Below are 17,166 nucleotides of genomic sequence, written 5' to 3' on the forward strand. Positions count from 1 at the left end.
AGAGCAATCCGATATTTTATAGGAAGATGAGCATGGCAATTCAAACTACCAACGCCTCCGGCTACCTTAGACTGATAGATGAGCAGCCGAAACCGGAACTGAAAGGACAAGGCGCGGGGTCTTCCTCCGCGCTGGGGTCCGTCGGCAACCGGCAGTACACGGCCAAGCAGGGCGGCACGGCGCGCGCCGGCCTCATCCGCACGACGTTGTCGGACCTGCGCCATTTCGTGGCCAACTGGCAAGCCAAACTGACATTTTTCCTCACCAACGCGCCCAAGGAGGCGCGGGCGCCGCACGAGGCTTTGGTCGAGAACCGCAAGACCAACAAATGCGTCGCCAATTTGCTGGGCGACCTGACGGCTCTGGCGAAGGACGAAAAGGGTCGGACCGACGTTGCCCAAAGGCTGGAGGAGCTCATCACGCTGGCGGACGGCGACTTGAACAGCCGGAAAGGGTGGGAGCAGAGCCTGTCCAGCCATATGGGCCAGTTGAAAGATATGGATCTCCAGGCGCTGTACGACGGGGTGCTGGGTGATCCCAAGGCCCGTGACGCGGTGCTGGACCGGATTTCGCCGGACGCCAGCAATCATTTGCGTAATCAGGCGGCCGGCGCGCTGAAGGTGATCAATGCGGCCCTGGATCTGCGCAGCGCCCAGGCCCTCATACGGGAGCCGTTGGCGAACACGATGGAACAACTGTCCGCGTCTACTCTGGATGGGCAAGCGCTGCATCGGCAATTGAGCGAGTTCCCCCAGGACGTGGCCAAGTTGGATCTGTACCTCCAGTCCTTGCCCAAGGGCGAGCCGGAGAAGGTGCTGTTCGCATTGCGGCCCGAGAACCTGGAGGCCGTTGAACAGGCCCTGTCGCGGGTCACCGATGGTTCGCAGGACTTGGCCCGCGCAACGCTGGATCGTCTGCGCACTTCGGCGGAAGGCGTGATTCACGCACGAGCCCAGCCTGAGCTGAAGGAGCTGCAAGGCAAGCTGGATACGGCGGCCAGCCAGGCGGACCGGTTCGCTGCAGCCAATGTCTTGCGTCAGCTCGATGTTCTGCTGGACAAGCATCTGAAAGCCTGCGGGTCCTTGCCTGAAGGCATGGTCGAGGATGCGCGCGCCCAGGTCGATACCGGCTTGCGCTTGTTCCGCCACGCGCAGAGCAATCCGGAGGGCCCGCTCAATCGGGCTTCCATGAAGAAGCTGCATGATACCTCTCTGGGGTACCTGCATGGCGCCAAGAACCTGCGCTCTTTGGGACTGAAGCTGGATCGTGACGCTCTCAATGAAGAGTGCCTGGCACGGGTCAAGAAGCATGGCGAGCAGTTCGCCGAGCGCACGTCTCATAGACAGACGAGGAAGATGATGAGTGACATGGCGAAAACAAGAGGGGACGCCATCCGAGAGGCCATGGCGCTGATCGACGATGTTTCGATGAGAGAGCAGGCCCAAGCGGTATTAAACAGCATCCGGATCTAGTTGTTTCCAGGATGGCCAGCCTGTTGATTCAAACCCCTGAGCCAGACAAGCGTTCTGGATTTGAGCTGCCCCCGCAAACCGGACGCCGCGCCACGGTTCGGGGGCTTTTCGAGGAAGATGATTATGGCTATTTCTGGCACCTCCGGCTTGTTCAGCCCGATAGCTGTTCAGCCGAAACCGGAACTGAAAGGACAAGGTGCGGGGTCTTCCTCCGCGCTGGGGACCGTCGGCAACCGGCAGTACACGGCCAAGCAGGGCGGCACGGCGCGCGCCGGCCTCATCCGCACGACGTTGTCGGACCTGCGCCATTTCGTGGCCAACTGGCAAGCCAAACTGACATTTTTCCTCACCAACGCGCCCAAGGAGGCGCGGGCGCCGCACGAGGCTTTGGTCGAGAACCGCAAGACCAACAAATGCGTCGCCAATTTGCTGGGCGACCTGACGGCTCTGGCGAAGGACGAAAAGGGTCGGACCGACGTTGCCCAAAGGCTGGAGGAGCTCATCACGCTGGCGGACGGCGACTTGAACAGCCGGAAAGGGTGGGAGCAGAGCCTGTCCAGCCATATGGGCCAGTTGAAAGATATGGATCTCCAGGCGCTGTACGACGGGGTGCTGGGTGATCCCAAGGCCCGTGACGCGGTGCTGGACCGGATTTCGCCGGATGCCAGCAATCCGCTGCGCAATCAGGCGGCCGGCGCGCTGAAGGTGATCAATGCGGCCCTGGAGCTGCGCAGCGCCCAGGACCTCATACGGGGGCCGTTGGCGAACACGATCCAGGAACTGACCGTCTTCCCTCTGGATGGGCAAGCGTTGCACCGACAACTGAGCGAGTTCCCCCAGGACGTGGCCAAGTTGGACCTTTACCTTCAGTCCTTGCCCAAGGGCGAGCCGGAGAAGGTGCTGTTCGCATTGCGGCCCGAGAATCTGGAGGCCGCCCGCCAGGCCCTGTCGCAGGTCACCGACGGTTCGCAGGACGCGGCCCTGGCAACGTTGGATCGCCTGCGCGCCATGTCGGAGGGCGTGATCCTGGCGCAAACCAAGGATGATCTGGACGCGTTGGCAAATACGATGCTGGAAGCGTCGAACAATAAGGATCCGTCCGTCGGATCCAAGGTTCTATATGATCTGAATGCCTTCATTGACAAGGAGCAGAAGGCCTGCGGTTTCCTGCCCGCGAAAATTGATCTGGACGCGCGCGTTTTGGTCGACGTTGGCATGTCGATTTTCCGGAATGAGGGTGACGATCCGGCCCGCCCGCTGACTTCGTTTTCTCTGAGCGGGCTGGAGGATGCCATCTTGTTGAACCTGCATCGCGCCTCGCACTTGCATTCCTTGGGGCTGAAACTGGACGGTGAGTCGCTCAATGTTTTGGGCATGACACGGCTCGAGAATCACATTAATACGTTCTTCAGAGCAAAAGCCCTTGGACAGCCCACAGAAGAACTCCGGCAAAAAAAACTGAATGAAGCCCTGCAGGCCCTGTCGCTGATCAGCAATGCTGCGACGCGACGGCGGGCTGAAGACATGCTGGCCCGCCTCCGGGCTTAGTGTTGTCAAGGCGTGGATGTAACGACGACGCGACCCGTCAATGTTTCTGATCCTGGTATTCGTGTCTGACTTTTGTCGAGCAGGGCGATCATGGTTGCTCGACCCTTTCAAAACTTTATCCAAGCCTGCATCCCAAAGAATCCGGAACTGGCGCTGGAGCGCAAGGATCTGGAGCCTTGTCCTCTGGGGCGCATGGGCAATCTGCAATTCAACGTGGAACAGGGCGGGACGGCGCGCGCCGGCCGCATCAGCACTTTGCTGTCGGATATATGCCATTCCTTGGCTCATTTTCTGAATGAATTTGGATTCACGTCTATCTGCGAGCCTTCGGAAGAGCGGTCGCAGCGCCATGCCGTGGTTCAGGCTCGCAAGAACAGCCGCCGCCTCGGTGATCTGCTGGGCAGCCTGACTGCCCGGGCGGACGACGCCCAGGCTTGTTCCAGGATCGCCGTAAAGCTGATCAAACTGTGCGATCCGTTGAGAGGCGATTTGGGCAGGATGATGGGGGGACAAAAATCCCTGACTTTTTACCTGAGTGAGTTGTCCGATTCGGATCTCATTGCCATGCACAATGGGGTGTCGGGCTGTCCACTCGCCCGCGCCGCCATGCTGAAGGAGATTTCCCGGGTTTCGGCTTGGAAAGGTGAGCAGTTGCCCGAGGTGCTGAACCAGATTGCAGAGGCTCTGCGTGATCAGTTCATCCAGAGAGTCGTGCAGGAGCCTTTCGGGCAGATCGTCAGGCAACTCTCCGGCCGCTCAGTGGATGGATGCGAGCTGAGGGAGCCGCTGATCAGACTGGCCAAGGGTCTGGATCAGTTCGAAGCCAGCAGGAGGGCGACGGCGATGGGCAAGGGCGGCGACCCGCTGGACGGTTACCTCCGATTTTTGCCCGAGGGTCAATTGGAGCTATTGCTGACCCATTGCTTGAGCGGGCGACTGAATACCGTTCAACAGACCCTGTCGCGAACCGACAATGACTCGGAAAGCCAGGCCGCCGCCATGCTGGAGCGTATCGGCAACTCGCTGGAGCGCGAATGGCGCGCGCGGGCCCGGCCGGGACCGGCGAACAGTCCGGGTCACGCGGACCACGCGGAAATGCAGTTCAAGGCGTCCAAGCGTCTCTATGACCTGAGCGCCTGGGTGGGGGGGACCATGCGCACCCAGGGATCCTTGCCCGAAGGCTTGTATGAGAAAGTGCGCAGCCAGGTCGATGCTGCCATGGCTCTGTTCCGGGACGCTCGGAACAATCCGATCGGTTCGTTGAACAGGGCTTCCCTGATGAGGCTGGGCGACTCGACTCTTTGGTATTTGCATCGCGCCTCGAATTTGCGTTCCTTGGGACTGATTCTGGACCAGGACGCGCTCAATGATGTGGCCCTGTCGCGGCTCGAAACGCATATCCAGCAGTTTCCCGAGCGAAATCTTGCGGAGAACGCCGGATCGGCTGCATTGCTGGCTGCATGGGAGGCGCCAAGGCAGGATGTCATCCGCAAGCTCGTGTCGATGATCGACGAGGGGCCGAAAAAGCAGCAGGCCGAAGCGATGCTGGCCCGAATCCAGAGCTAGGCGCTGAATGGCGGGTCAAGGAACCTCAGGTATTCGTTGGTGACTCACGCTTTGAGATCACAACAAATGGTCCTTGCTACGACCTTGATGCAGATGGGGTGACACCACCCGTCCGCTGATTCAGGCGTGGGCATGCGAGCCTGATTTTTTCGAGAAAACTGACATGGACCTTCAAGCTGCTTACCCCGCCCTTCCGACATATGGCCAGCAGAAGCTGCAGCATGCGCTGGAACGCAAGGACCTGGGTTCTTGTCCTCTAGGCACCGTCGGCAATCTGCGGTTCGCAATGGAGGAAGGCGGAACCGCTCGCGCCACTCGCCTGGGTGTGAGGCTGTCGGACCTGCGGCGTTCGTTCGCCCATGCATGGGCCGTCTTGAAGGATCGCTTTACCTGTGCGCCCTCGGAGGCGCGCGCGCAACGCAAGGAGTTGATGCAAGTCCGCAAGCACAGCCGCCATGTCGGCAATGTGCTGGGCTGTCTGACAGCCCCGACGAGCGACGCCGCGGCTTTGTCCAAGCTGGCCCGGAATCTGGCGCAGCTGGGCGAACTGTCCAAAGGTCGTTTAGCCAGCCTGAAAGGAGGAGAGGAATCCCTGCGCTTCTACCTGGATGAGCTGAGCGATGCGGATCTCATTGCCTTGTACAACGGGGTGCTGGGCCAGCCGGCCGCTCGCAAAGCCGTATTGGAGCAGATTCCCAAGGATTCGCTGGCAGCAGAACGGCAAGCTTCGGACGTTCTGAAGCAGATTGAGGACGCCTTGATTCCGCGATTTCAGCGACAAGTCGTATGCAAGCCTTTGGGAGAGATTGCCGCGCTGTTGTCCGCCAGTCCGGTGAATGGGGCGCAACTGGAGAAAGCATTGACCAGCTTGGCCTGGGGCCTGCGACAGTTTGAGTCCAGCAGGGCGTCGAGTACCGGAAGGGGAGACGGCGATGCGCTGGACAGCTATTTTCAGTGTTTGCAGGAGGGGGAGTCGAAGGCGCTGCTGAACCGGTTACTGTCAGTAAATCTGGATGCCGGCCGGCAGGCCCTTGCCTCGTTCAGCGTCATATGGCCAAGCCATCGGGCCGAAATCATGATGGATCGAATCAGCCAATCGGTGTATGGCGAGATCCACGCACGAGCCAAGCCTGAGCTGCAGCAGTTGAAAGGCAAGCTGGATAAGGCCGTACGTGACAATGACCTTCCTGCCGCCTCCGGCGTGTTGCTTGAGCTCAATGCCCTGGTGGACAGGAATCTGCAGGCGTACAGAAAGTTTCCCGACGAGACGGCCGACGATGTATGCGACTTGATCGGGATTGGCATGAACTTGTTTCGGGACGCGGCAAGCAACCCGGTCCATCCGCTGAATGCGGCTTCCCTGAAGAAGCTGCCGGACGGCGTTTTGTTGAATCTGCGTCGCGTCCCGCATTTGCATGTACTGGGATTGGATCTGGACCGCCAGGCGCTCAATGAAGCGGGTCTGGCGCGTGTCCGGGCGCATGTCAAGGAGTACACCAAAGCAGCCAAGCATATGCCGCAGGAGCGGTTGGAGTGGTTACGGCTAATGAAACAGGCTCAGGCCCAACTAGCCTTGTCGATCATCGATGAGGATTCGGCGCAGATGCGGGCCGCGCTTAGGTATATAGATCTTAGTCTTTCCAAGCCTGCGAAAAAGCAGGCGCCGCCCAAGGAGACGATACAAGCCCGCGAGGGTATCCGCCGCATTGACACGCCGCTTGATCCCAAGGCGCCAATGGACGACGCCCAGGTCCTGTCCAGGTTCGCTCAACATGTGCAACTGCTGGAGAACTTGTTTATGGGCCGTTCAGCCGGTCGAAATGGGAAGGCCGACCCCCGGAGCTTCCGCCTGCAGGACCTGAGTGACCAGGAGCTCTTGGCTATATACCGCGGCTTGCGTGAAAGAGATCTGCGCAAATTCGCGTGGGGTGCTCTACTGTCCATGATGTCGCCTCCAGCCGCGCGGCGGGCGTCCGAAGCGATCATGGAGATCGAGAACGTCCTGAGGCCGTCACTTATCCGGCAATTCGCGCACGAGATTCAAGCCCGGAAGGACAGCCGCCGAAAGACATAGAGAAAAGGTCGGTCAGCTCCAAGGCTTCAGTGGATGACGCCCAGGTCCTGTCCAGGTTTCTTCAAAAGAGGAACGGCCCGTATGGGGCGGTTACTGAATGCTTGAGCAAGCATCTTATCAAGGAAGATCATCATGCATACTCAAGCACTTGGCCAGGCGGGCGCGCATAGTCTGCGGCAGGGCGTGGCGCCTGGTCCTTTGGGAACTGCCGGCAATCTGCAGTTCGGTCGACGGCAGGGCGGCACCGCGGGTGTCGGCCGAGTCAGAGCGACGCTCTCGAACGTACGCCGACCATTGAGCAATCTCTATGCCAATCTGAGGCTTCGCTTTAACCGCATGACCCTGGAAGCATGGCAACAGCGCGACTTGATGAACCGGGTCCATGACAATAGCCGTCACGTGGCCAATCTGCTGGGCAGCCTGGCGTCCCGCAGCGCTTTGCTGAATTTGATGTCGACTGATTTGCATTTCCAGGCGAGCGACCTGCTCAATCAGATCGTCCGGGCGCTGAATCAGCGTTTGGCCCGGGATGCCGTGCAGGCCCCTTTGTCGCGGATTCGCGAGCTGGTGCTGCAAGTCCCGTTTGTGGCGGCGCGGGAGCTGGCGGCGGGGTTGATCGCCTTGCCCGCGGCCCCGGCCATGTTGGAAGTTTATTTTGGGTCCTTGCCCCAGAGCCAAGTGGAACAGTTGTCGCGCGTGTTTGATGTCCTCACAATGCATGACGCTCGAAATGCCCTGCAGCGGCTCAACAATGGTTCGGGAAGCCAGCGTGCCATCGAGAGACTGGAGAGTATCCGTCAAGCCTTGGGGCGCGAGATCCACGCACGGGTTCAACCTGCTCTGAGAGCATTGGACAACGAACTGTTCCAGGCGAGGTTTGCGGGCAATCAGCGCGCCGTATCCGAGGCTTTCTGCGAGCTGGACGCTTTGGTGGCTGAGACGCGACGGGCCTACGGATGGCTGCCCGATGGAGTGGCCGAAAGTGCGAGCAGATTGGTCAATGACAACTTGTCGGTCTTCCGCGATACGGAGCACAATCCGCACGGAGCGCTGAGCGCCGCCTCGCTGGACAGGCTGGATCCCGTCGTTGTGGAGAATCTGCGCAATGCCTCCTGGGGCTTGCGAGGTTTTGGCCTGGAGCTGGAAGGGCTTGCCGGCACAAGTTGGAGATTGTTCTAAGCACCGGACTTGCGCTTTGGCCAGGGCTTGGCATTGTCGGGCCGGCCGCCTGTTGAATTTGCGGTCAGAGGAACGTCCAGTACCTGTCGGTTACTGAAGTCTGGCGGGAGGTGATTTTTTTCAAGGAAAATCATCATGAATATCCAACTCCTTGGCCAGACGGGAGCCCGGATTCTGCAGCGACAGGGCCTGGCACCCGGACCTCTGGGAACGGTGGGCAACCAGCGCTTCACGCCGCAGCAGGACGGCACGGCGCCTGTCAGCCCGACCAGCCCGGTGTCGAACATATACAGAGCATGGGCCAATCTGCGATTCGCCGTTAGCGGCCCGTCCCTGGAAGAGTTGAAGCAGCAGGACATAGTGATTGAGGCCTACAAGAATAGCCGCCTCATCGGCGATCTGCTGGGCCACCTGACGGCACCGGCGGATGCCCCTAAGGCCAGGCCCATCATCGCCCAAGGGCTTACCCGGCTGTGCGAGCGGTATAAGGGCGGTCTGGCTCGATTGACGGGGGGGCCGGAGGCCTTGTCCGCCTACCTGAATGAATTGCTCTATGCGGATCTCATCGCTTTGTATAGCGGGGTTCTAGGCCATCCGGACGCCCGCAGGGCGGTGCTGGATCAGGTGGATTCCGGCTTGCGCCGCCAGGCGGCCGGCTTGCTGGGGGACATGGCGGACGCCGTGAAGCTGCGTCTGGCTCAAGAGGTCGTGCTGGAGCCTTTGTGGGAGATTGCGGGCCTGCTGTTTCTGCACTATCCGGATCCGCAGAAGCTGGAGACGCAATTGATCAAGTTGCACACTAGCCTGGCCATGCTGGATGCCAGCGGGGTGCAGGACCGGACGCCGGCTCTTCACTTGCTGGACGTCTATTTCAAGGCTTTGCCGCAGGCCCAGTGGGACCTGCTGCTGAGTCAACTGAATTCTGGCGCATTGGACGCCGCCCGGGCTGCTTTATTGATCAGGTGGGAGGATTGGAAGACGGAGGCGGCGGCGGAGAAGAAAAAAAACGATCCCTTGCTGGCCCATAGCGGGCTGCGAATGATCAAGTTCATGCTGAGCCTGGAGGAGTACGAGCCTCTTGCCATGCTGAATCATCTGCGCACGTCCCTGGAGCGCGATCTCGAGAGACGGACCGCGCCTTCCCTGAGGGAACTGAACCGTGCCCTGCGCTCCGCGGTGCATGAGGGCGATCAGCTAGCCGCATCCGAGGCTTTATTTGATCTGCATGCCTTGGTGAATGGAATCCAGACGACGTACAGGCGTATGCCGGAGGCGACGGAGCGGGAAGTGCGCAGGCAGATCGAGGATAGCCTGATGCTGTTCCGGGACATAGAGAACAATCCGGACGGCGAACTGAGTGCAGATTCTTTGCGCAGGCTGGGTGGCCTCACTTTCGGACGCCTGCGCCGCGCCGTGAGTTTGCACTCCTTGGGATTGGAGCTGAACCATGAGGCGGCCGTAGCATCCAGCCTGCATCGCGTCGGGCTGCTTAGCCGGCAACTCATCAGAGCCATGACGGACGTGTTCCGGACGCTGGCCGAGGAGCGGGTCGACATGCCGCTGCTCACACAGCAACTGCGGGATGCGGCCGGCGTGGAATCGCAGCGTATCGGGCGCTTGGAAGGCCTGGGGCATTTCAACTCCAACGGTCCCACGCTGGGCTCCCGTTGGGAGCTGGCTCGAGAGAGTTGCGGACGGGTAGTGGATGAGCTGCTCAGCGCGCGTGAAGTCATGCTGGTGAGCAGTGCGATGCGCAATAGGGTCTTGATCAGGGAAATGGCCAGCAGGTACTTTACGACCGCCTACAAGCTGGAGAGCGCTACGGTTCAGAGCGGTTATGAGCAGGTGAGACAGAATATCGTGAACGAGTTTCTTACCATCCATCTTCTGCTGAACGGCGTGAGCGGCGCGATGCTGGAGCGGTTGAAGGACCTGAACATTCTACGTATGAATGAAAACGTGTATGAGCGCTGGCTGGAGCAGGAGCTCAGGGATTCGGTCGCCAGCCGCTTGCCCGGCATCCTTTATCCGGTTTTGCAGGAACAATACGGCGTGACCTATAACTCGGTTACGGATACGGTCGGCCTGCAGTAAGGACTTTGGATGCGTCAGGCAAGGCGCCTGGTCCTGGGGCGAACGGGCTGCCGGCCGGCGGGAAGGAACATCCGGCGCCCATGGGTTACTCAAGCCCCAAGACGCTGTCAGACGCGCGCCCCGCTGGCTTTCAACAAGGCACGAACCGGGGCGCTGGTTGTCGGAATCGGAACTGGCTTATGCGGACACGGCCAGGCTGCCCGCCGTGTCCGAGCCCGGGATTGCTCTGGCCGTCGATCAGCAACAGCGAGAGTTCATTTCTTTGGGAAAATTATCATGAATGTTCAAGCTCCGGCCCAGGCGGACGCCCGGATTGCGCAGATGCAAGAGCTGGCGCCTGGTCCTCGGGGCACGGTGGGCACTCGGCGCTTTACGCCACAGCAGGGCGGTACGGTGCCTGCCAGCCGCGCAAGCGTATTCCCATTTGACAATTGTTCTGTTGAGGATCTGGAGTTCGACCTTGGCAATGCGTCGGGAGATGCCCGCGCGCAGCTCGTGCATTGCATTGAGGCCAGGGTGCTCAGCCGCTGCGTCGGCAATTTGCTGGGTAATCTGACGGCCCCGGCCAATGATGAGCCCGCCTTGACCCGAATCGCCAAGGAGTTGGAGCAGATCAGCGGGCTGTCCCAGGGCAATTTGTTCGACTCGGCAAGCGGCGAGCAAGTCCTGTTCGCTTATCTGAAGGCCATGACGTATCCCGATCTCATCGCGCTGTGCGATGGGGTTTTCAACCATCCGCAAGCGTATGAAGCGGTGCTGGACCGGATTTCACCTGCTGAGTTACGACCTCTGGCGGCCGAGATGCTGGATCAGGTAGGGAACGCCGCATTTCAGCAATTGGCCCGCGTGGTCGTGTCCGAGCCTTTGGACAGGATAAGCGAAATGCTTAATGCCACGTCCGTGGATGGAGAGAAGCTGGCGGCGCAGTTGAATACGTTGCACACAGGTTTGCCCACGCTGGATGCCATCGAGATAGCGGATAGGTTTCCGACTGTCTCCATGCTCGATATCTATTTCCAGTCCTTGAGCAAAAATGAGTTTGACGCGCGGATGGCTGGTTTGCCGTATCAAAAACTGCGGACCGCTGACAATGCCTTGTACAAGCTCAGCAATAGTCCAGAAAAGCTGCAGGCCCTCACCGTGCGGGAGCTCCTCGGCAAGTTATTGGGGCGCGAGGTGTACGCACGGGCACGGCCTGGCCTGAAGCTATTGGAAAACAGCCTGGCTCAGGTGAGGGTTGCGCCACATGAGAAGAGGGAATCTCTGGCGATGCCGATTCTGACTGCTCTGGTGCAAGATTATGACCTTTTTGGATGGGCGCCGAACGAGATGATAGAGGAGCTTGGGAACTGATGCAGCAAGGCGTAGATATTTTAGCAGGGATACGCTGCCGCAACCTTCAAGTAGAAGCCCGAGCGACGGCCTGAGACGCTTCAATAAAATCGATCAGCCGCAGCGCGAGTCTGACTTTTCAGAGAAAACCATCATGAACATCCAAATTTTGAGCCGGACGCACGCCCGGACCACGCAGATGCAAGAGCTGGCTCCCGGGCCTCTGGGCACGGTGGGCAATCTGCGCTTTACACCCCAGCAGAATGTTCGACTTGGCAGAAGGGGACCAAGCCTTGTGTGCTTATCTGAAGGCCATGACCTATCCCGATCTCATCGCGCTGTGCGACGGGATTTTCAACCATCCGCAAGCGTATGAAGCGGTGCTGGAACAGATCCCATCCGCCAGGTTACGCGTTCAGGCGGTCAAGATGCTGGGTCAGGTAGGGGGGGCCGCATTTGAGCAATTGGCCCATGTGGTCGTGTCAGAGCCTTTGGGCAAGATCCAGTCCTTGAGCAGGGACAAGTTTGACGCGTGGATGCTTGGTTTGCACGGAGAAAAACTTCAGGCGGCCGACAATGCCCTACATAAGCTCAACGATAGTCCGGAGAAGCGGCAGGCCCTCGCCATGCGGGGACTCCTTGGCAAGTCTTTGGGGCGCGAGATGTGCGCACGGGCTCAGCCCGGCCTGACGGTAATGGAAAATCGCCTGGCCCGAGTGAAGGATGCTGCAGATGATGAGGCGAGGGGGTCCGAAGCGTCGTCGATTCTGGCCTCGTTATTGCAAGAGCGAGATTATGACCTTTCCGGATGGGCGCCTGGCGAGATGGTAAAGCACGTATGGCGGTTGAGGCAGGAATGGCAGGACATCAGCGACGGCGTGCGCGACCGCGCACTTGAAATACCTCCCGCTTGACGGACTGAAGTGGTTCAGCGGAATTCCTGGATTCTTGCTTCTTATCCCCGAAAGCAGGACACCGTTCCTGGTTTCGGGGATTTTCGTATCGTCGATGCGCTATGGCGCGAAATCCGCGGCCAGGGGGCGCCGGGCATTGGTCGCTTGCCGCAGGGCAGCCAGGATGATGTCTGCGTCTTGAAGGCGATGTGGGCGCGGCGAGGGCAGGAACCATCCATGCTCTGATCCAGCGCTTGATGGGGCATGTCGTGGTGCGCGGTTTTTTTTCGGGAAAGATCATCATGAACATTCAATCCCCTGGCCAGGCAGATGTCCGAAGCGGGCGGCAGCGGAACCTGGCGTCGTACTCCATGGGAGCCGTCGGCATGATGCGATTCAACGCAGAGCAGGGCAGTCCGGTACGGGCACAACACGCAGCCTCGGAGCAGGCGCGTGAGCATCGGCAGGCGCCTTGGGGGCGCGAGATACACGCGCAGGTTCAGTCCGAGTTGCAGCAGTTGCAAGAAAAGTCGGGCCAAGCGGTGCATGCGAAGGACAGGCGTGCTGCAGCCCGGATTTTGCGCGATCTGAATGCTTTGGTCGAGGAGATCCAGCAGACCTATGGCGGGCTTCCCGAAGAGATGGTTGAGGATGTGCGCAAATTGGTGAATGACAGTCTGAGCGTGCTTCCGGACGCCGGGAACGATCCGCCTGATCCTTTGAACAAAGCCTCTCTGCAGAAACTGGATGATTTCTCATTCGTCTATGTGCGCCAGGCCTCCAGCTTGCTCCCTTTCGGATTGGGGCTGGACCTCGAGGCAGCCAATGAGATTGGTCTGGAACGGGTTGAAGGACTCAGTCGGCAGCTTGTCGCGGGCATGACGAACGTATTCCGGACGTTTCTCTGGGATCCGGTCGACATGAGGATGTTCCTCCAGCAGCTACGGATCCTGTCCGGCGTGGAACTGCAGCGTACCCAGCAATTGATGGAGTTGGGACAATCCGCTCCCGGAGGGCTGAGTGAAGATGGCCGTCAGGCCATGGCGCAGAAGCTGTGCGAGCGGGCGATGGGCGAGCTGCTCGATGCAGGTCAAGCTCCAATCGTGCGCAATGCGATGCAGGCCATAGACCTGCTTGGTCGTCTTGAAGGCGAATTCGGCAAAGTTGCCTCCAGGCTGGAAAACGTCGTTGCTCTGGATGATTATAAAAGCGGCGGCATGAAGATCATGAGGGAGCTTGGCGCCACCCGTCATCTGCTCAATGGCATGTCCGCCGGGCTGTCCAGCCGGCTAAGGGATTTGATGGAAATCGTTCTATCCGATGAGGCCATCGTATTGAGCGCGGATTCGCTGAGCCCGTTGAGTCCGCGTTCGGCCCTTGCCATCTTGCCCAGCGGCTTCTATCGAGCGTTGCGGGAGCAATACGGCGTGTCGTACGATCCGACGGAAGACCGGGCAGTCGTGCTTGTGACGGATTCGGCACGCGCCAGTCTGTTGCGTGAGCTGGAGACAGTTCGGCCCACGGAGCTTGTCCATGCCGCCCGCATCTGCGTGCTGCCTGTGAGTGAAACCGAAGCGGCGGCCCCCATGAGCGCAGCATTGTCCATGAGCGAGGCGTTTTACAGGGGCGCAGTGGAAGATGGCGCCATCATCGTCTCCGCTGTGCGGGGGGCTGACGAGAACGGCGAGCCCTTGCATTACACGAGGCCGGATCTACTGCAGAAGGCGGAGCGCGCTTATGCCGTCGGGCGTTCATTGGATGCGTTCGTCAGGATGGCAGGTGCGGCGGCTGAACCGCTGACGCGTGTTCTGACCCAGGAAACAATAGGCGCTGCGGTGTCCAGAGGCTTGCAGAGCATGGGCATGGATTCGCCATTCAAGCTGAACGACGATGTTACGGTCGTCCGTCTGGAGCGCCAGGGCATCCTGACGTTTGACGTGGCTCAGACCGAGGACGGCGGCTTTCGCATTGCCACGACCGTCCGATTCGCCCCCATTTTGTGTTGTAAGGGAATGCGGCCTGACTGCGCGGATTTGTTCATCATGATGCGCCTGGACACCATCAATTGGGCCGAGGTCCAATTCACCCTGCAGGTGCCGCCGGATGTGCAGAGGATTGAGGTCGTCGAGCTGCCACAGTTTCGGCACCGTTTTGATGTGGAGCAGATCGTTATCGACAATGCCGTCTACGTGCACGGATACGCTGGCCATCTATCGTCCGTGTTCGAGTAAGGACCAGTCGGAGGCGCCGATAGGGCTCAAGATCCTCGATCGAGGAACGCTGGATATTTGCCGGTTACTGACGTTTTGTGGGAGGTGATTTTTTAAGGAAGATCATCATGGATTTTTTTACTCTCGGCCAGTGGGGGTCCAGGGATTCGGGCTGGAGCGGGCAGGCATCTGGTCCTTCAAGGACCACCGATACTTCGCGGTTCGCCTCACAGCGCAGCGGCGCGGCGCGCGCTTCGGGTACGGTCAGTTCTGCATCGCCGCCGGCAGAGCTGCGGATCGTGACCGTGAATCCGAACTTCGTCGGTGAGTATGCCGTCCTGGGCTTGCTGGACCAGTTATCGAATGTGGCGCCCAATGCAGCGGCTCAGTACAGGGTCGCCGCGTTGTTGACCAGGCTTGGCAGAGTGACGCAGGGCAACCTGGATAATCTGCCGGGAGCGCGGGAGGTCGTGGACGATTGGTTGGATGGGCGGCCCTCTCCAGATCTTTGGCTTATGCGCCTAGGTCCACTGGGCGATCCGGTGGTCTGCGCGGCGCTGGTGGCGAAGCTTGGGGCGGACTCATATGATCAGGCGGTGAGCGTGTTGAATCAGGTGACGCTGGCCTACAGGCAAAAGCTGACCGAGTTGAGAATAAGCCAGTCTCTGAATGAACTGGTCGAGCTGCTGCCCAATCCAGAAAAGCGCGGCTATGAGAAAAGGCTGAACGAGATGTTGTCCGACTTGTGCGAAGAGCTGTGCATACTGGACATCCCGGAGGTGCAGGGCCGCTGGCCGGCTGTCGACATGCTGGACTTCTATCTTCAGTCTTTGCCCGCACGAAAATGGGAGAGCCTGCTGATTGCATTGCGGCCGGGAAGGCTGGACGCTGTCCACGTTATCTTGTCGCGAGTGAACAAGAGGCCGCCTCCCCAACTGGAGTGCGTGCTTTTCCCTTTCATCGCGTTGAAACGTCTGCGCGCGTCCCTGGACCGCGAGCTTTATGCACGGGCCGAGCCTGATCTGCGGTCATTGCACGAAGCGCTGGATCAGGCGGCAAGACCAGAAAGCGGACATGTCGCCTATCGGGTTATGCGTGCCTTGCACATCTTGGGGGACAGGATACGGCAGACCTACGGGCAGTTGCCCGAAAAGTTGGCTGAAGAAGTACGGAAATTGGCTGTCAGCAGCCTGGGCGTGTATCTGGATGCGAAGAGCCGGCAGACCGGCTCGCCGGACGAAAGCAATCTCCAGGACCTGTATGTCTACACGCTCCATCATCTGCGCCGGATCTCGAGCTCACTGCGTCCTTGGGGCTTGGGACTGGACCTGGACATCGAGGCGCTCAAGGCAGTCGGCCTGCAGCACGTCGACGCGCTGCGCCGGCAGGCTGTCGAGGGCATGATGGCCATGCTTCGCACGCTATCCGAGGAGGCGGTCGACATGCCGGCGCTCATGCGGCAATTGGGAGATCTGGCCGGGGTGGAATTGCAGCGTATTCAGCAGTTGGAGGACCTGGGCCAGTCCGGCTCCGGCGGGATTGCTGTGGACGATCTCGATGACAAGATCCTGGAGATGGGCGAGCAGGCGATGACCATGCTGCTCGAGGAAGGACCCGCTGTCAGTGCGGACATTGCGATGCGACATGTTGGGCTGATGCGGGAGATGGCAAAAAGGTATTTCGTAATCTCAGACGAGTTGAAGAACGCGATTGCTCAGCGTGATTATCGAGAAGGCGGCAGAAAAATCGAGAGCCTGCTTTTCATCTCTGCTTACCTGCTTGGGGGCATGTGCGACGCCATGCATGAAAAATGGGCGACCGTGACGGGCGCAAGCCTTTCTGATAGGACGCAGCGGGGCAGCGCAGATTCGGCAGCCAGCTTCTCACCCGGCATTTTCGACCCGATCCTGCGCGCACAGTATGGGCTGGCCTATAGTCCGACGACGCATGCAGTTACCTTGTCTGCGACGGATTCGGCACGCGCGAGAATGGCGCCAGCGCTGACCTCTTTTCCTTCCGCTGCCGACTGCACCACCCAGGAGGTCACCTTGCCTGTGAATGGGACGGAGGGAACGTTTACCGTGGATACGCGGTTCCATGCGCATGGCATTGAAGGCGCCTCGGTGTTTCTTTCTGTACGAGGGATCGGAGCCGATGGTCAAGGCATATGTGTTACATGGCCCAATCCGGCCTTTCCTCACGATCGCCGTCTGGCCATGGGAAGAGCGTTGGACGCGCTTGGCCAGGTGGCTGGCGTGAGGGCCGAGGCGCTCACGCACTTGATGGGCTATGAGCACGTATATGCGGCCGTGATACAGGGGCTGCAGGCAATGGGTGCGGATTCCCCTTTCAGGCTGCCTGAGGATGGCGCCATTGTGCATCTGGAAGGTGGCGGGACCTTGGAGTTCGATGTGGCTCAAACCGAGGACGGCGGTTTCCTCATCGCAACGACGGTCGGGTTTCTTAAAATCGCATCTGTGCAAGGAACGCGGCCAGACGGTACGACTGTGGGTATAAGCATGAATCCATGGGCCAGCTGGGCGCGGGTTCAGTACACCTTGCATGTGTCGGCGAACCTGCGGCAGATACGTTTAAGCGAAGCGCCGCAATTCCGGCATCATTTCGACGTCACGACGATCAGGGAGCTTACGACGACTTGAAAATAAAGGGCTGATAATACGGGGCCGCGCGTCTCGATTGCCCCTCGCTTGGGTTCGACCCCGAAGCTGCGGCTGAGCGCCAGGCTTCGGGGTTTTTTCATGGTCGAGCCGATGATGCGCCGGATTCATGGCTAGCGG

The 17,166-nt window shown here is 59.8% G+C and carries 10 protein-coding genes; all 10 read left to right on the plus strand.

All coding sequences use genetic code 11. From position 1 onward, the window contains the following. Positions 1 to 26 precede the first annotated feature (26 nt). The 10 genes from ACWPWO_RS09010 to ACWPWO_RS09055 all read left to right on the plus strand — a co-directional run bounded on the left by ACWPWO_RS09010 (position 27) and on the right by ACWPWO_RS09055 (position 17,028). A complete protein-coding gene (locus ACWPWO_RS09010; protein ID WP_454006116.1) occupies positions 27 to 1,472 on the plus strand; it encodes a hypothetical protein in 1,446 nt (481 codons plus the stop codon). Between the two features lie 123 nt (positions 1,473 to 1,595). After that, on the plus strand, positions 1,596 to 3,020 hold the full coding sequence (locus ACWPWO_RS09015; protein ID WP_454006118.1) for a hypothetical protein: 1,425 nt from the start codon (positions 1,596 to 1,598) through the stop codon (positions 3,018 to 3,020). 90 nt (positions 3,021 to 3,110) lie between these two features. Continuing rightward, a complete protein-coding gene (locus tag ACWPWO_RS09020) occupies positions 3,111 to 4,586 on the plus strand; it encodes a hypothetical protein (protein ID WP_454006120.1) in 1,476 nt (491 codons plus the stop codon). 163 nt (positions 4,587 to 4,749) lie between these two features. Continuing rightward, the gene (locus ACWPWO_RS09025; protein WP_454006121.1) at positions 4,750 to 6,660 is read left to right on the plus strand and encodes a hypothetical protein; all 1,911 of its coding nucleotides are present in this window, start codon (positions 4,750 to 4,752) and stop codon (positions 6,658 to 6,660) included. A 132-nt stretch (positions 6,661 to 6,792) separates the two neighbouring features. Further along, a complete protein-coding gene (locus ACWPWO_RS09030; RefSeq protein WP_454006122.1) occupies positions 6,793 to 7,839 on the plus strand; it encodes a hypothetical protein in 1,047 nt (348 codons plus the stop codon). Between the two features lie 135 nt (positions 7,840 to 7,974). Then, positions 7,975 to 9,933 carry a hypothetical protein gene (locus ACWPWO_RS09035; protein WP_454006124.1) on the plus strand — a complete coding sequence of 653 codons (1,959 nt, stop codon included), beginning with the start codon at positions 7,975 to 7,977 and terminating at the stop codon, positions 9,931 to 9,933. A 276-nt stretch (positions 9,934 to 10,209) separates the two neighbouring features. Next, positions 10,210 to 11,286 carry a hypothetical protein gene (locus ACWPWO_RS09040; protein ID WP_454006126.1) on the plus strand — a complete coding sequence of 359 codons (1,077 nt, stop codon included), beginning with the start codon at positions 10,210 to 10,212 and terminating at the stop codon, positions 11,284 to 11,286. Between the two features lie 293 nt (positions 11,287 to 11,579). Continuing rightward, the gene (locus ACWPWO_RS09045; protein ID WP_454006128.1) at positions 11,580 to 12,179 is read left to right on the plus strand and encodes a hypothetical protein; all 600 of its coding nucleotides are present in this window, start codon (positions 11,580 to 11,582) and stop codon (positions 12,177 to 12,179) included. A 233-nt stretch (positions 12,180 to 12,412) separates the two neighbouring features. Further along, the gene (locus tag ACWPWO_RS09050) at positions 12,413 to 14,389 is read left to right on the plus strand and encodes a hypothetical protein (protein ID WP_454006130.1); all 1,977 of its coding nucleotides are present in this window, start codon (positions 12,413 to 12,415) and stop codon (positions 14,387 to 14,389) included. A gap of 107 nt (positions 14,390 to 14,496) precedes the next feature. Continuing rightward, complete coding sequence (locus tag ACWPWO_RS09055; protein ID WP_454006132.1) at positions 14,497 to 17,028, plus strand: hypothetical protein; 2,532 nt, start codon at positions 14,497 to 14,499, stop codon at positions 17,026 to 17,028. Positions 17,029 to 17,166 lie beyond the last annotated feature (138 nt).

The organism is Alcaligenes sp. Marseille-Q7550 (assembly GCF_965112015.1).

What these genes read in the sequence shown, in the direction of transcription:
- ACWPWO_RS09010 (WP_454006116.1), top strand. Translation starts at nt 27, where the DNA reads ATGAGCATGGCAATTCAAACTACCAACGCCTCCGGCTACCTTAGACTG.
- ACWPWO_RS09015 (WP_454006118.1), top strand. Translation starts at nt 1,596, where the DNA reads ATGGCTATTTCTGGCACCTCCGGCTTGTTCAGCCCGATAGCTGTTCAG.
- ACWPWO_RS09020 (WP_454006120.1), top strand. Translation starts at nt 3,111, where the DNA reads ATGGTTGCTCGACCCTTTCAAAACTTTATCCAAGCCTGCATCCCAAAG.
- ACWPWO_RS09025 (WP_454006121.1), top strand. Translation starts at nt 4,750, where the DNA reads ATGGACCTTCAAGCTGCTTACCCCGCCCTTCCGACATATGGCCAGCAG.
- ACWPWO_RS09030 (WP_454006122.1), top strand. Translation starts at nt 6,793, where the DNA reads ATGCATACTCAAGCACTTGGCCAGGCGGGCGCGCATAGTCTGCGGCAG.
- ACWPWO_RS09035 (WP_454006124.1), top strand. Translation starts at nt 7,975, where the DNA reads ATGAATATCCAACTCCTTGGCCAGACGGGAGCCCGGATTCTGCAGCGA.
- ACWPWO_RS09040 (WP_454006126.1), top strand. Translation starts at nt 10,210, where the DNA reads ATGAATGTTCAAGCTCCGGCCCAGGCGGACGCCCGGATTGCGCAGATG.
- ACWPWO_RS09045 (WP_454006128.1), top strand. Translation starts at nt 11,580, where the DNA reads ATGACCTATCCCGATCTCATCGCGCTGTGCGACGGGATTTTCAACCAT.
- ACWPWO_RS09055 (WP_454006132.1), top strand. Translation starts at nt 14,497, where the DNA reads ATGGATTTTTTTACTCTCGGCCAGTGGGGGTCCAGGGATTCGGGCTGG.